The following is a 14,641-nucleotide window of genomic DNA, read 5'->3' on the forward strand; positions in this document are numbered from 1 at the left end:
GGATCTCTGCGCGCTCCTTCGACCGCCCGACCAGCGGCCACTGTCCCGGTATCGCCTGCACCCCCGAGACCCCCGTCTACCCGGCTCGCAGCACGGCGGCGTTCCCGTCGTGATCGCCGGTGGTGAAGGGCGTGTTCGGGCCACCCGCGTTGCGGAGCGGCACCGTCGCGTCGAGTTGGTAGACCCCGGTAGCGGTCAACGCCTGCGCGAGTTCGTCGCGGGCGCGGTTGAACGAGGAGTACACGTGCTGCGGCGGCACGTGGTCGTAGTCGACGTTCTCGCGGCTGAGCGCCCCGATGAACACCCAACCGGTGTCACCGCGGAACGGACCGAAGATACGGCCGTGGTTGTTGTCCATCTCGAACGGCCGGGTGGAGAAGGCATGGTCCTTCTGCTCCGGCAACTGGCTCTCGAGCCGACCGCCGATGACTCCCCGGTAGCCCGACGAGTGGCCGGTGCGCGGCGGGTATCCGGCCGCGGTCATGGCGTCGACCAGGCGCGCCTTAGCGCCAGCGGCATCGGGTGCGCCGGCGTCGACGAAGATCGTGTTGATCGGCTCCCGGAACGGCTTGCCGTTCAACGACATCCCGAGCCAGGCGGCGATCTGGCCGTCGGGGGCGATCATCCACTGGCCGATCGCCGGCAGACCCGGTACCGGCACAGTCGCCATCGCCGCGGGCGAGACCGTCGGCGCCGGCGCGGCGACCGATGATGCGGCGGCGGACGCGCCCGACACCGTGGGCCGGTCGTTGACCGTCGTGCATCCGGTGCCGAGAAGGGCGGCACAGGCCGCGGTGGCGAGGAGGTGGAGAACGCGTCGGGACATGGCGGTGATGGTAGCGGTACCCGTGGTCGTGGCGAGGGGATTGTCGGGCGGCGGCTGTCGCCGATCAGGGGTTCGTGTCCGACAAGCAGTAGCCGATCGACGACGGTTCGGTGAAGGCCCACTTCATCGTGTCGCCGGTGCAGACCACGTCGGCCTCGGCGCGCTCGACGAGCTTGCTCACGACCGTCGATGCCGCGGCCGGGGTTCCGCATTCGACCTTCCGGAAGTCGGTCAGCTTTCCACTCGGCAGCGGGATCTGATAGCAGGACGAGACCGCCAGATTGGGGGTGAGACAGACCTTGTCCCCGTCGCCGTCGAAGTCCAGCGACGGTCCCTCGAAGAGGTAGGCACTCGAATCGCGGGTGCAGTCACCGCTCCGGCCGACGATGCTCGCCGCGTAGAAGGTGAGCTTTGCGTCGGTGTCGCAGGTGCTCTTACGTGCGTCGATCAACCCGGTGCCGACGGTCAGGCAATCGCCGACGGCGACGTCGGAGGCCGTGGTGATCGGCGCTCCACTGGTCGAGAGCCGGCATCCCGCCAGCGCGGCGAAGGCGGCGAGGGAGGCCGCCGCCAGCGCCGCGCTGCGGACGAGTGGACCGCGTTGCCGGGCCGTCACGCCACCACTTCCTTGAGGCAGTAGCCGATCGAGGTGGGCCGGGAGAACTTCCACTTGGTCTGTTCCTCGGTGCACGAGATGTCCTCCGCGCCACGGGATTCGAGGGTCGCGACCACGGTCTTGTCGGCGGCGGGTGCGTCGCAGTGAACCTTGCGGTAGTCCACGAGATTCCCGCCCGTCGTCGGGATCTGGTAGCAGTTGGCGGCGACGAAGTTCGGTGTGATGCATAGCTTCTCGTCGGCCTTGCGGAACGTGATGTAGGCGCTGTTGCTGCCACTGCACGAGCCGTCGGCGCCGACCGTCTCCGCCGCGTAGAAGGTGAGCTTCTCCGCGTTGTCGCAGTTGCTGGTGCTGGCGTCGATCCGCCCCGGGCCCGAGCTGCCGTCGATGGTCAGGCAGTCGCCGGCCGCCACGTCAGACGCCTTCGCAATGGGGGTGGAGCCCAGCGAAAAGGTGCAGGCCGACGTGAAGACGGCGAGTCCGGCGCAGGCGGTGACGGCGGTGATGCGGGCGGATCGGGCCCGGGCGGTGGTGACGGTCATGGCGACTCCTTCGGTGTGTTGGTGTGACACCGAAAGGTTGTCGCCGCCCCCTTGGAGGGGACTTGGAACCCGCTTGACTACGCGTACGCGGGCACGAACCTGAGGCGGGCGCGCTGCTGGCGAGCGGCGTCGCGGAAGTTCTTCATTGCGCGCGGCATGTGGAATCCGTTGGTCACGATGACGGCACCGTCGGCGCCCATCGCCTTCAGCATCCGCACGGTGAAGGCCGCGTTTTGCACCGTGCTCGTCGACTTGCCCTCGTTCACCATCTGCCACGGTCCGATCCCGCGCTGGATCAGGCCCACGTTCATGAACTGGGCCTCGGAGACGGGGAGCCACCATGTGTCGCCGCCGGAGACGATGATCCGGTTGAACGGGTGCGTGCGGCCCAGCCGCGCGGCGACGCTGAGCCGGCGGTTGAGGATGTCCGGAGTCTGGCCGAACGTGCCCATCTTGGCGCCGAGGACGACGATGTAGCGCCCGCCCGGGTTCTGGTAGAGGAAGGTTCCGGCGGGTCCGAAGATGTCCGCGCCCGAGCTGCCGAAGTCGGCGCTGCCGGAACTTCCCGCGGCCGTGTGGGGCGCGGGTCCGATCGGTGCGGCGTCGGCCGGCGCCACGGCTCCGGTCAGGGCGATACCGGCGGAGAGCAGGGCGGTGGAGACGACGAGTCGCAGGCGCATGGGTGCGAGTCAACCACGATCGGCCCGTCCATGCGAAACCACCTCACCCTTCTCGACACCCCTCCGTTGTTCGATCGAGACCGGGGGATCGGGGACTCAGCCGAAGGTGAAGGAGTAGATGCTCAGTCCGGGGGAGACGGCGATACCGACCACGCCGTCGTGCGAGTCGGGGTGGGAGGCGACCGTGCGGATGTCGGGCGGGCCGGAGACGGGGATCGTGCGGGTCCTGCCGTCGTCGTCGGTGGTCAGGGTGCCCGAGCCGCCCACGTTGAGATAGACCTCGCGCGCCCGGTAGTTGAGGATGATGCGCGCGCCGTCGCCGGCGGTGAGTGATTCGTCGCCGACGGTCCAGGTCCCGCTCAACCGAAACGTGTTGGGCGCGGGTGCCCCGGCGTCGGCGAAGGTCCGCGTTCCCGCGGTGTATTCACCCGAGCCGCCGTAGTTCTGCTGTTTGGCCGCGCCGAGATAGGACTCCGGGGTGCGTTGCCGGTCTGTCGGCGTGTTGTCGGGCAGCCCCGCGGGTGGGGGTAGCACGACGCCGGGGTTGGCGGCGGTCAGCAGGTCGCGGATGTAGCCCTCGGTGCGGTCGTAGGCGCCTTCACCGAGGCTGACGTGGCGGATCGTGCCGGTGGCGTCGACGAGGTAGTCAGCCGGCCAGGCGACGTTCTGATAGGCCTTCCACGTCCCGTAGTCGTTGTCGACGGCGATCGGGAAGGTGAGTCCGAGCTTCGCCGCCCCGGCGGCGATGTTGCCGGTGTCGTGTTCGAAGGCGTACTCCGGCGTGTGTACCCCGACGACGCGCAGACCCGACTGCTCGTAGCGCTTCCACCATGCCTGGACGTGGGGGAGGGCCCGCTGGCAGTTGATGCACGAGTACGCCCAGAAGTCGACCAGCACGACCTTCCCGCGCTGGTCGGCCATCCGGATGGGGCTCCCACCCAGCCAGGTGTTGATACCCGTGAATTCGGGGGCGCGACCGCAGTCGGCAAGCCCCTCGGAGCTGCCGTTGAACGCGGCCTCCTGACAGGTGCGCAGCGATCCGGTCCCCGCGGCCGACGGCACCCGAACCTTCGCCTGTAGGGGATCGGCGATAGAACGGGTGTAGTCCGGTACGTGTCGTTGGATGACGCTGGGCAGGTCGAAGGTGAGGGCGACGGCCAGAGCGATGATCAGCGCCCCGGCGGCACCGCGGAGGAGCCGTTGGTGGCGTTGGAAGCCGCGTACCCGGGCGGTGATCCGCTCGCCGGCGAGGGCGACGGCGAGCAGGGGGATGGCGACGCCCACGGCGAATGCGACCGTCAGCAGGACGGTCTCGGTTCCGATCGTCCCCGTGGCGCCGGCCACCGCGATGGCGGCCAGCACCGGTCCGGCGCACGGCACGAAGACCGCGCCCAGCGCGAGGCCCAGGACGAATCCGCCCAGCAGGCCGGCACCCTTCGTCGATACCTGCCGCTGCGGGATCTTCGCGAAAAGGCGATCCAGGAACTGCTCGACCTGTGGGACGAGCATCGCGACGCCGACGAGGACGAGGGCGACCAGCCCGATCCAGCGCAGCAGCGAGGACGGCAGGTGCAAGGCCGCCAGCAGCAAGGTCCCGAAGAGGGTGATGAGGGCAAAGCTCACCGTCAAGCCCGCGACGATGGCCACCGGACGCCAGCGGCTCGCTCGGCTCTTCGCCGTGTTCGCCGCGCCCTCGGTATCGGCGGGGGTGTCGGCGGAGCGCGCCGCGGCGCTGCCGACGAGCACCACCGGGAGCACCGGGAGCACGCATGGCGACACCCCGGCCAAGAGGCCGCCGACGAACCCGACCAGCAGCAGGGTCAGGTTGTTCATGTCACCAGGTGGTGCCGTTCATACCCGGGATCACGCAGCGCCCGGTGCGGTCGACGCGGCCGACCAGCATCAGGTCGTAGCCGGTACACGACGAGTTGATCGGCGCACACGTCCCGATGGTGGTGACCACCTTGTTCGCTCCGCAGGAGGAGCCCGTCGGCGGTGCGGCGTTGGCGACCGACGCGCTCAGCCCGCCGATCCCGGTGATGAGTACCGCCGTCGCAGCGGTGGTTGCCGCAAGGCGGCCGATAGTGGGGAAGTGGGCCATCGCGGGCCTCCTAGGTGAGTGGTCTCGAACCCCCGTTTCACCAGGCTACGCGCCACGTGATTGACATCACAACCAATTCGGTCGTTCCTGCTAGGCGGCCTCGATGATCATGGCGACCGACATGCCGCTGCCCGCGCAGATGGAGACGAGTGCCCGGCCCGATCCCTTCTCGGCGAGGAGCTTCGACACCGTCGCGACGATCCGCCCGCCGGTTGCGCCGAACGGGTGGCCGGTGGCCAGCGACCCGCCGACGACGTTCAACCGCGAACGGTCGATCGAGCCCAGCGGTTCCGGTCGCGCCAGGAGGTCGCGGCAGAAGGCAGGGTCCTCCCAGGCAGCCAGTGTCGAGAGGACCTGGGAGGCGAAGGCCTCGTGGATCTCGTAGAAGTCGAAATCCTGCAGGGCCAGTCCATTGCGACGGAGCAACTCGTTGACCGCGTACACCGGCGCCATCAAGACGCCTTGGGTCTTGGGATCGCCGTCGACGTAATCGACGCCCCAGCTCTGCGCGTCGACGATGCGCGCCAGCGGTTTCAGGTCGTGCGCGGCCGCCCATTCCGCGTTGCCGAGCAGCACCGCCGACGCCCCGTCGGTGAGGGTGGTGGAGTTGGCGGCGGTCATCGTGCCGTCGCGGCCGCCGAAGCAGGGCTTGAGTTGCGCCAACCGTTCCGGCGTGATGTCGCGGCGCAGGTTGTCGTCCTCTGCGAGTCCCGCGAACGGCGTGACCAGGTCGGCGAGGAAGCCGCGGTCGTAGGCGGCGGCGAGGTTGCGGTGGGAGGCGAGTGCGATCTCGTCCTGTTCGGCGCGGCCGATGCCCCAGGCCTCGCCGGTAATGGCCTGCGCGGCACCGGGCGTGAGCTTGGTGCGACGCTCGCCGGGGCTGGGGATGTCGAAGTCGAGGGAGAACGGAATGCGTGCGGCCTGCTTGGCGCGATCGAGTGTCGAGCGCGACGCGTTGATGCGCACCAGCCGGTCGCGCAGTCGCGGGCCGAAGCCGATGGGCGGGTCCGACGTGGTGTCCGCGCCGCAGGCGACGCCGGATTCGATCTGCCCGCAGGCGATCTTGTTGGCGATGTGGACCACGGTCTGACCGCCGGTCGCGCACTGCTGCTGCATGTCGACGGTGGGGGTGGACCGCGACAGGGCCGTGTCCAGCAGTGCCTCGCGGGTGAGGCTGTGGTCGCGTGCCAGTTTCACCACCGCGCCGCCGGCCACCTCGCCCAGGTGTGCACCGGCCAGGTCGAAGCGCTGGACCAATCCGGTCAACGCGGCGGTCAGCATCGATTGGTTGGTCTCCGACAGATAGGCCCCGTTGGACCGGGCGAAGGGGATCCGATTACCGCCCAAGACGTAGACGGGGGTCAACTCACGAGTTGTCATGGCGCACAACCGTACTCGACGCGCAGACGACGTTGCCATTGGGCAATGGTAAGGATGCCTGGGGGCTCGCTACCGTGCGATCTCGCTGAACCGTGGTCGGCGCGGAGGGCGACGGGGATCGGCGAGCGCCGGATCGGAACCGAGCGTCCCGTCCGGGGCGATGTGGCCGAACATCTCCTCGATGACCGCGACGATATGCGGGTCCTCCACCCGATACAGCTGACGGCGGCCGTCCCGGCGTGCCGCAACCACCCCGGCGGCGCGCAGCTTGGCCAGTTGCTGACTCGCGGCGGGGACGTTGGCACCCGTCAGCTCGGCGAGGGTCGTGACGTCGTACTCGTTCGAGGCGAGCAGCCACACCAGATGGAGGCGGCCGGGGACCGACAACAGGTCGAAGGTGGCCGCGGCGGCATCGAGCTGTTCCGGGGTGATTCGCGCGTGGGGGATCTCGGGCATCGTGTTCACAACCCTGCCGGATGTTGTTCATTTGCGCAACTGATTGAATGAGCCTAACCTGGCGGGGTCAGAGGCGGGCGCGGTTCCACCGCCCCCCCGGAGCACGGCAACAGGAGGTGAGCGTCATGGGTTCCGACGAACCTCGTAGTCCCCACTGCGACGACTCGCCGCGCATCGTTGCGCCGACGTCGTCGTCCGTCGCCGCGCACCCCTGACCAACCTTCGCAGGTGGTGCGCCGAGTCCCTGCTCGCCACGCCTGAAGAGGTTGATCGATGACCACCACCCGCCCCTTTGTCTCGAATGACGCCGCGCTGCGCTCGGGTTCGCGCACCTGGGTCGATCTGCTCGTCGTAGCGGCCGTCGTCGTGTTGTTCTGGCTCGCGATCTGGGTTTCGCGCGGCGCGACCGCTCCGTTCGACGGTCGGACGGCAGCGGCGTCGGTCTCGACCGATCCGGCCAACCTTCCGTACTACGCCCTGCGGTCGCTGGCCCGCATGTTCGTCGCGCTCATCGCGTCGACGGTGTTCACCTTCGTCTACGCGACGGCCGCCGCTCGCCTGCGTCGGGCGGAGAAGGTGCTGCTCCCGGTCCTCGACGTGCTGCAATCGGTTCCGGTACTGGCCTTCCTCTCGGTGACGATGACCATGTGGCTGACGCTTTTCCCGCATTCGATGCTCGGCGTGGAATGTGCGTCGATCTTCGCCATCTTCACCAGCCAGGCGTGGAACATGACCTTTGCGTTCTACCAGTCGTTGATCACCCAGCCGCGGGATCTCGACGAGGCGGCGCGGCTGCTGCGGCTCACCAAATGGCAACGGTTCTGGAAGCTGGACGTGCCCGGAGGAATGATCCCGCTCGTCTGGAACGGGATGATGAGTTTCGGTGGCGGCTGGTTCTTCCTCGTCGCCTCCGAGGTCATCAGCGTCAACAACCACACCTACGCGCTGCCCGGCATCGGCTCCTACGTTGCGGCGGCGACCGAGCAACAGCAAATCGGCCGGATCCTGCTGGCGATCGGGGTCATGGTGATCATGGTCGTCGGGGTCAACGTGGCGTTCTGGCGCCCGCTGACCGCGTGGGCTGAGCGGTTCCGGGCCGAGGAGACCAGCGCCGCCGAGACCCAGCGCAGCGTCGTGCTGGACTTGCTGCGCCGCTCCAGCCTGCCGTCGCTCGTCGGTCGCGTCCTGAGTCCCGTCGGGCGACTGCTGGACACCGTCACCCGGCCGTTCGGCCTGGCCGACCGTCCCCTCCAGGTCAGCCGCGTCCGTATGCGGGCCGGCGACCTCGTGTTCGCCCTTGTCGTGGCCGCCGCCGTCGGGTTCGGCCTGTGGCACATGCTCGACTACATCAACCACCGGACCGGCCTCGGTGAGTTCGGTGACGCCTTTGTCCTCGGCCTGGCCACATTGGCCCGAGTGGTGATCCTGCTGGTGGTCGCCACCGTGGTGTGGGTGCCGATCGGCGTGTGGATCGGGATGAACCCGAAGGTCACCCGGTACGCGCAGCCGCTCGTGCAGGTGCTGGCGAGTTTCCCGGCGAACTTCCTGTTCCCCTTCGTCACCCTGGCGTTGATCTGGAGCGGCATCAGTCTCAACGTCGGCGGAATCCTGCTCATGGCGCTGGGGGCGCAGTGGTACATCCTGTTCAACGTCATCGCCGGTGCCTCCGCGATCCCCGGCGACCTGAGGGAGGCGTCGACGAGCCTGCGACTGAGCCGCTGGTTGCGCTGGCGGAAGTTGATCGGCCCTGCCATCTTCTCCGCCTGGGTGACCGGCGCGATCACCGCGGCCGGCGGCGCGTGGAACGCGTCCATCGTCGCGGAGATCGTCTCCTACGGACACACGACGCTGACCGCGACCGGTCTGGGTGCGTATATCGCCGAGTCCACCAAGGACGGCAACTTCGCCCGCACGCTGGTCGGGGTGACTGTCATGACCGTCTACGTCGTCGGATTCAACCGTCTGCTCTGGCGACGCCTGTACGTCCTCGCCGAGAAGCGCTACTCGCTCACGTAATCACCGCCCACTCTGACCCCCGAAGGGAGGTGCCGCCATGGCCACCAACGCAATCGACAACCCGACCCCCATCGTCGAGGTCGACCACGTCTCCAAGTCCTTTCCGTCCGCCGACGGCTCCACCATGTCCGTCCTCGACGACGTGTCGCTGACGCTGCACGACGGCGAGATCGTCGCCCTGCTCGGCAAGTCGGGTTCGGGGAAGTCCACCCTGTTGCGGACGATTGCCGGGCTCATCGGTCCGACGACCGGCCAGGTCCGCTACCGCGGGGAGGTGCTCAACGGCGCCAACCCGGGCGTGGCAATGGTCTTCCAATCGTTCGCGTTGATGCCTTGGCTCACCGTTCAGGACAACGTCGAACTCGGGCTGGAGGCACGCGGCGTGCCCGCCGAGGAGCGTCGTCGGGAGGCATTGGCGGCGATCGACCGCATCGGACTCGACGGGTTCGAGACGGCCTATCCGAAGGAGCTGTCCGGCGGGATGCGCCAGCGCGTCGGGTTCGCCCGGGCGCTGGTCCTGCAGCCCGACGCGCTGCTGATGGACGAGCCGTTCTCCGCATTGGACGTGCTGACCGCGGAGAACCTGCGCAACGAGCTGATCACCCTGTGGTCCCAGCCGGGCTTCCCGACGAAATGCGTCTGCATCGTCACGCACAACATCGAGGAAGCAGTGCTGCTCGCGGACCGGGTCCTGGTGCTCGGGTCCAACCCCGGTCATATCAAGGCGGAGGTGCCGATCCTCCTGCCGCGCCCCCGTGATCGGCGGTCGCCGACGTTCGAGGCAGTCGTCGACGAGCTGTATGGAATCCTGACCGAGCGCGAAGAGGCCGCGGGTGCCCGCGTCAGCGGCCCCGGCCCGTTGACCCATCCGCTGGCCGATGCCAGCGTCGGCGGTTTGGCCGGCCTCATCGAGATCGTGTACTCGCACAACGGTCAGACCGACCTGCCCGATCTCGCCGACCAGCTCGTCTTCGACGTCGACGATCTGCTGCCGCTGGTCGATGCCGCGCAGATGCTGGGGCTGCTCGACATCGACGGGGCCCAGGCCTTCCTCACCCGGGCGGGTCGCGATTGGTACCTGGCCGACATCCAGAGCAGCAAGGAGATCTTCGCCGGTCTGGCGGTCGAGCGGGCGCCGCTGGTCCGCACCATCGTGAAAGCACTGGAAAACAGCGAGGACGGCAGTCTCTACGACGCCTTCTTCCGCGACCTCCTGCGCACCGGCTACAACGCGGACGACGCCGAGAAGCAACTGGACATCGCCATCGACTGGGGTCGCTACGGCGAGTTGTACGACTACGACGCGGATACCGGCGAACTTGTGCTGGGGGAGGTCGCGGCTTCGATTTCGTCGGCCATGAGGGGCAACGGTGACCTGGACAGCTGAATCGAGCAGCGGTATGAAGCGACGAGCTACCACCGAAGGCTCACTCAACGAGCGATGGGCGGCGTCAAGCGGACTTCGTTCGGCCGATCACACGGTGCCGCGCTGACCTGGGGCCCCGACGTATTTGGCGGGTAGGTGGCGGATCGCACGCAGACTCGAGGCGTCTACTTCCCATTCGCGCTGTTCGGTGGTGCCCTCGGTGAGACTCGAACTTTAAACGCGCCTCGCCGCTACCTCGGGAGATCGACGTAACCGACTGGTGGGCAGCGATATTCGGATTACGTTGGATCAACTCGGATCAACACCTATCAACCGAACATGTAGCCAAAGTTTAGCCACTCGATCACCCGTTCTACCTGCACAAACGAACTGACCCCGTCGAGGTGTTCTCGACGGGGTCGGTTTACGTCAGAAATGTCCGACGTGGAGGCTAACCTACTTCGCATGACGACTGCCCAAAGCCCTGATGACGCCCAGCGAGAGCAGATTCGCGAGGGTCTGACTCAACTGGCAACGGGAGTCGTGACTGCCATGCAGTCACGACGTCCGAACAAACCCCGACGCGACAACAGCTCGATGTCGTTGTGGTTGCTGGGCTTGATCCCCATCGGGATGGCGTGCCTGCAATTGGCAATTGTTTCACGTGGCGACGCCGAGACGCTGCGGTCGCTGACCGAGAATCTGAACGTGACGGCACTGGTTCTCGCGACTGCGTTGCCGCTCTTGAGCACAGCGCTGACCTGGGTGTTCTTACTGATAATCCTCATGGCGATTGCACCTAGGGGCCAGAACCGGCCCAAACTGACGACTTTAGTTGTCTGGTTCGTCGTAATCTGTGTAATCGACTTCTTTGCAATGTCGTTGCGTTACATGCTTTTCAACGCCGTCATATTCGGCGTCTTGCTCGTCTTCATGGTTGGGGTTGTCCAACTGGCAACAAGGTTGCCAGCGCCTTGGGGCGAGCGGGTCGGCGCGATTGCTCAGAAGGTCTCGAAAGCTCTCGGAATTTCACTGCTCGTCGCTCCGCTCATTGTCTGGCTCGGATTCCTCGGGGTGTGGCTCCCCCAAGAGCGCCTAACTGTCGGCGAGACACAACTAGCGCCGGTCTACGTGCTGTCTTCCGATGTGCGATGGACAAAATACATGGACGCTGACCATAAAGTCCACCTCGTTCCGACGCAATCGATCACGCAACGCCAGATGTTGGGTACGCCGCAGTCGACTTGGAGCAAGACGCCGTTTGCGCTGATTCGCGGGAACGATGCGCCGAAGCCGCCTAACCCGCCGGTCCCACCGGCGGTAACAACGACAGTCATTCAGCCACCACCAGCACCCACTCCACAGCCCGCCCCAACCGGCTGACCGACAAACGAACCGACCCCGTCGAGACACCTCGACGGGGTCGGTTCGCGTTCGGCGTCAGCTCTGAGGGAGTAAATCGAAATGAGTACTACTGACCTACACAAGCAGACCCGGGAGCGGCGTCGGCGAGAGGCTGCGGCCGAGCTTGGTCTCGCCGTCGACGGCGAGCCGCTACCGCCGAGAGCGTCACTCGACCGGGCACGCGACGCGGCCGACGTTGTCGACGGATACCGCGACCCGACCGAGATCGCCTCGACTCTCGCAGCGCGCCGAGGAACGGCAGCGCAGCTCCGACGGTGAGCCGGTCACGGCGGTGTTCCCTCGGGTCACGCCGCACGATCTGCGCCACACCGCCGCGTCGCTCGCGGTGTCGGCGGGTGCGAACAAGGCGGTGCAGAAGATGCTGGGCCACACCTCGGCGATGACGCTGGACACTTACGCCGACCTGTTCGACAAGGATGCCGAGGCGGTCGCCGACGCCCACGATCAGCGCCTCGGTGGGCTCGTGTTCGCGCCGAATGTAGTCAAAGTGCAGCCAATCGTGGTGCGCGAGGCGCGGTAGTTGAGCGAGATAATCGCCTGACCAGCAACGATATTCGCTGGTCATATGGTGCCCTCGGTGAGACTCGAACTCACACTGGACGGGTTTTGAATCCGTTGCCTCTGCCAATTGGGCTACGAGGGCGTGGGATCCGAGTTTAGTAGATGATTCCCGCAGGGTGCCAACCGCTCCCGGTAGTGTCATCACCTAGCACCGCAGCCGAGGGAGAGGACACACGTGGCCGACGACGATCGCCCGCCGGGCCGGGTTCTGGTCGCCGAGGATGACTCGCTGATCCGGATGGACCTGGTGGAGATGCTGCGCGAAGAGGGTTACGAGGTCGTCGGGGAGGCGCCCAACGGGCAGGTCGCCGTCGACCTCACCGAGAGCCTTTCGCCCGACTTGGTGATCATGGATATCAAGATGCCGGTGCGCGACGGGATCGACGCGGCCACCGAGATCGCCGCGAAGCGCCTGGCCCCGGTCGTCATGCTCACCGCGTTCAGCCAGCGCGACTTCATCGAGAAGGCCCGCGACGCGGGCGCGATGGCCTACCTCGTCAAACCCTTCTCCAAGGCCGACCTGACGCCCGCGATCGAGGTCGCGGTCAGTCGCTATCGGGAGCTGCAGGCGCTGGAGGCCGAGGTCGAATCGGTCCAGGAGACCCTTGAGGCCCGCAAGCTGATCGACCGCGCCAAGGGGTTGCTGATGAGTCAGCACGCGATGACCGAGCCGGAGGCGTTCGCGTGGATCCAACGCGCGGCGATGGATCGGCGCACCACGATGAAGCAGGTGGCCGAGGTTGTCATCGAGAACGTCCAGTCGTAGCGGAGGACGCATGGGTATTCGGCGGGTGTCGGCGGCCATCGGCGCAACGATCGTCAGCGCGGGGCTCGTCGCCGGGTGCGCGTCGTCGGAGGAACCGGCCACCCCGTCGGCGTATCAGTCCGGCGCCCCCTCGCCGGGTGCGCTCGCGGCACCGGTTACCTCGGCGGAGAAGACCCTCGACTTGACGATCACGGCACGCGGCCAGATCAACCTCGAGGGCCACCGCTTCGACGCCCCCGCGCCGACCGATCCGGCGAACCCCGCCGGCGCCGGCAACGCCAAGTGTCGGCGACTGACGATCGCGGTCACCGGCGACCTCTCGTCGAACGACGGTGTCGCCGGCGCGGCGATCGCCAACGGCGCGCAGCTGGCCGTCGACCAGCACAACGCGGCGAACCGCGACTGCCCGCTCGTGCTCGCCCGCGTCGACTCCAAGGGCAACACCGTCACCGCCGCGGCACAGGCACGCAAACTCGTCGCGGACAAGGACGTCATCGGCGTCGTCGGGCCGCTCACCTCGGCGGACGCGCTGGCCGCCGTTCCGATTCTGAACGAGGCGGGGATCCCCGTGCTGAGTCCGTCGGCGACCGCCCCCACGCTCACCGATCGGCACTGGAAGTCCTTCTTCCGCGGCGTCAACAACGACGACGTCCAGGGCGAGGCGATCGCCGGGTACCTGACCGGAACCGCCGGTTGGAAGAAAGCGTGCGTCATCGCCGACGAGACCGACGGCGGCGCCGGGCTGGCGCGCGCGGTCACCCAGGGCCTCGGACCGGTGGCCGACGCGTCCTGCAGTTCGAGCCTGCGACGCGGTGCCACCGACTTCGGTCCGAAACTCGACAGCATCACCAAGGCGGGTGCCGACGGGGTGTTCTTCGCCGGCTCGGCCGCCGACGCCGGACCGTTCGCGGCGGCATTGCGCCGCGCGGCGCCCGCGGTACGCATCGCCGCGGGCAGCGAGGCCAACAACGCGCGGTTCGTCGACCTGGCCGGAGATGCAGCATCCGGCGCGAACCTGTCCTGCTCCTGCGCGCCCGACGCCGACCCCTTCACCGCGGCCTACACCGCCAAGTTCGGTGCGCCGCCCGCCCGGTACTCGCTGGAGGCCTACGACCTCGCGACCATCCTGATCCGCGGGATCGCCGCGAAGAAGCAGAACCGCGAGCAGCTGCGCGGCTACGTCGCCACGTACTCGGGAAACGGACTGTCGCGCCGCTACCAATGGGCGCCGACCGGCGATCTCATCGGCAACTCGGTGTGGCTCTACCGGGTCGTCGAGAAGCACTAATCTCGTCACAGAACCGATCACGAGGGGATCGCATGGGCTACATCGTCGACTTCACCGACGTCTCCACCGTCGGGCTCGAGTCTTCGCCGGTCGCGGAGGCGCTGGCCGGACTGCGCGCGAACGAGGCACGCTACCTCAAGAACAAGTACGACCACGATCTCGACCTCGATCCCGCCGACGAGGCGTCGGCGACGATCGCCTGGATCGACGGTGTTCTCGGTGAGCGCGACATCGCGATTGCCTCACCCGCCTTGGAGGCCTCGGCCTTCGAGGTCGAGGGCATCCGGATGGCGTACGTCTTCTATCGGAGCGGCTTGTCGATCAACGTGATGTACACCGTCGACGACCCGAAGAAGCGCGCCGTCGGCTTCAAGCTTTCGGAGGGGATGGACGTGCCCGCCGAACTCGCCGACAAGTTCAAATTCGCCCGGCAGCGCTCCAAGTTGGCGGGGACGATCCGCGGCTCCTACTTCACCATCAAGGAAGAACATCCCTGGTGACCGGTCGGGGTTCGCCCGGCGTCGATGACCCTCGGCCGGCCGTCGGTGCCCACCACTAGACTTGCGCACTGTGAGCCCAGCGCAGAAGACCGCACCGAAGAATGCCGCCGCGACCACC

14 protein-coding genes, 1 tRNA gene and 1 pseudogene are annotated in these 14,641 nt (G+C 67.4%); 7 read left to right on the forward strand and 9 right to left on the reverse strand.

Translation table 11 applies throughout. The features are described from left to right. Positions 1 to 76 precede the first annotated feature (76 nt). From HUN08_RS07740 to HUN08_RS07775, 8 genes are all read right to left on the reverse strand, one after another. Complete coding sequence (locus HUN08_RS07740) at positions 77 to 826, reverse strand: hypothetical protein (RefSeq protein WP_124248203.1); 750 nt, start codon at positions 824 to 826, stop codon at positions 77 to 79. Between the two features lie 64 nt (positions 827 to 890). Further along, positions 891 to 1,442 (reverse strand): pyridine nucleotide-disulfide oxidoreductase, encoded by a 552-nt coding sequence (locus tag HUN08_RS07745; RefSeq protein ID WP_124248204.1) that lies wholly within the window; start codon positions 1,440 to 1,442, stop codon positions 891 to 893. Next, complete coding sequence (locus HUN08_RS07750; protein WP_124248205.1) at positions 1,439 to 1,984, reverse strand: pyridine nucleotide-disulfide oxidoreductase; 546 nt, start codon at positions 1,982 to 1,984, stop codon at positions 1,439 to 1,441. Before HUN08_RS07750 ends, HUN08_RS07745 begins: the two co-directional genes overlap by 4 nt. 77 nt (positions 1,985 to 2,061) lie before the next feature. Beyond that, a complete protein-coding gene (locus tag HUN08_RS07755) occupies positions 2,062 to 2,664 on the reverse strand; it encodes a YdcF family protein (RefSeq protein WP_124248206.1) in 603 nt (200 codons plus the stop codon). 96 nt (positions 2,665 to 2,760) lie between these two features. Continuing rightward, the gene (locus HUN08_RS07760; protein WP_124248207.1) at positions 2,761 to 4,497 is read right to left on the reverse strand and encodes a cytochrome c biogenesis protein CcdA; all 1,737 of its coding nucleotides are present in this window, start codon (positions 4,495 to 4,497) and stop codon (positions 2,761 to 2,763) included. 1 nt (position 4,498) lies between these two features. Then, the gene (locus tag HUN08_RS07765; protein WP_124248208.1) at positions 4,499 to 4,765 is read right to left on the reverse strand and encodes a hypothetical protein; all 267 of its coding nucleotides are present in this window, start codon (positions 4,763 to 4,765) and stop codon (positions 4,499 to 4,501) included. Positions 4,766 to 4,855: 90 nt separating this feature from the next. Next, positions 4,856 to 6,145, reverse strand: a complete 1,290-nt coding sequence (locus tag HUN08_RS07770; protein ID WP_124248209.1) for an acetyl-CoA C-acetyltransferase — start codon at positions 6,143 to 6,145, stop codon at positions 4,856 to 4,858. Positions 6,146 to 6,214: 69 nt separating this feature from the next. Next, a complete protein-coding gene (locus HUN08_RS07775) occupies positions 6,215 to 6,601 on the reverse strand; it encodes a helix-turn-helix transcriptional regulator (protein WP_124248210.1) in 387 nt (128 codons plus the stop codon). A 273-nt stretch (positions 6,602 to 6,874) separates the two neighbouring features. Here HUN08_RS07775 and HUN08_RS07780 point away from each other — a divergent pair, with 273 nt between their 5' ends. The 4 genes and pseudogenes from HUN08_RS07780 to HUN08_RS07795 form a co-directional block, all read left to right on the forward strand. Continuing rightward, complete coding sequence (locus tag HUN08_RS07780) at positions 6,875 to 8,617, forward strand: ABC transporter permease subunit (protein ID WP_124248211.1); 1,743 nt, start codon at positions 6,875 to 6,877, stop codon at positions 8,615 to 8,617. A gap of 37 nt (positions 8,618 to 8,654) precedes the next feature. Further along, the gene (locus tag HUN08_RS07785) at positions 8,655 to 10,004 is read left to right on the forward strand and encodes a nitrate/sulfonate/bicarbonate ABC transporter ATP-binding protein (protein ID WP_124248212.1); all 1,350 of its coding nucleotides are present in this window, start codon (positions 8,655 to 8,657) and stop codon (positions 10,002 to 10,004) included. A gap of 444 nt (positions 10,005 to 10,448) precedes the next feature. Further along, the gene (locus HUN08_RS07790) at positions 10,449 to 11,366 is read left to right on the forward strand and encodes a hypothetical protein (RefSeq protein WP_124248213.1); all 918 of its coding nucleotides are present in this window, start codon (positions 10,449 to 10,451) and stop codon (positions 11,364 to 11,366) included. Between the two features lie 319 nt (positions 11,367 to 11,685). Beyond that, a pseudogene (locus tag HUN08_RS07795) lies at positions 11,686 to 11,928 on the forward strand (tyrosine-type recombinase/integrase); the annotation flags it as partial. Positions 11,929 to 11,974: 46 nt separating this feature from the next. Here the strand turns inward: HUN08_RS07795 and HUN08_RS07800 are convergent. Beyond that, a tRNA-Leu gene (locus HUN08_RS07800) sits at positions 11,975 to 12,051 on the reverse strand. A 93-nt stretch (positions 12,052 to 12,144) separates the two neighbouring features. On the opposite strand from HUN08_RS07800, the gene HUN08_RS07805 reads away from it, so the two are divergent. The 3 genes from HUN08_RS07805 to HUN08_RS07815 are packed head-to-tail and all read left to right on the forward strand — an operon-like array spanning position 12,145 to position 14,523. Beyond that, positions 12,145 to 12,735 carry an ANTAR domain-containing response regulator gene (locus HUN08_RS07805; RefSeq protein ID WP_124248214.1) on the forward strand — a complete coding sequence of 197 codons (591 nt, stop codon included), beginning with the start codon at positions 12,145 to 12,147 and terminating at the stop codon, positions 12,733 to 12,735. 10 nt (positions 12,736 to 12,745) lie between these two features. Beyond that, positions 12,746 to 14,023, forward strand: coding sequence for a branched-chain amino acid ABC transporter substrate-binding protein (locus HUN08_RS07810; RefSeq protein ID WP_124248215.1), 1,278 nt, complete (start codon positions 12,746 to 12,748; stop codon positions 14,021 to 14,023). Between the two features lie 32 nt (positions 14,024 to 14,055). Continuing rightward, positions 14,056 to 14,523 carry a phage tail protein gene (locus tag HUN08_RS07815; protein ID WP_124248216.1) on the forward strand — a complete coding sequence of 156 codons (468 nt, stop codon included), beginning with the start codon at positions 14,056 to 14,058 and terminating at the stop codon, positions 14,521 to 14,523. Positions 14,524 to 14,641 lie beyond the last annotated feature (118 nt).

This window comes from Gordonia sp. X0973, from assembly GCF_013348785.1.
Lineage (GTDB): Bacteria > Actinomycetota > Actinomycetes > Mycobacteriales > Mycobacteriaceae > Gordonia.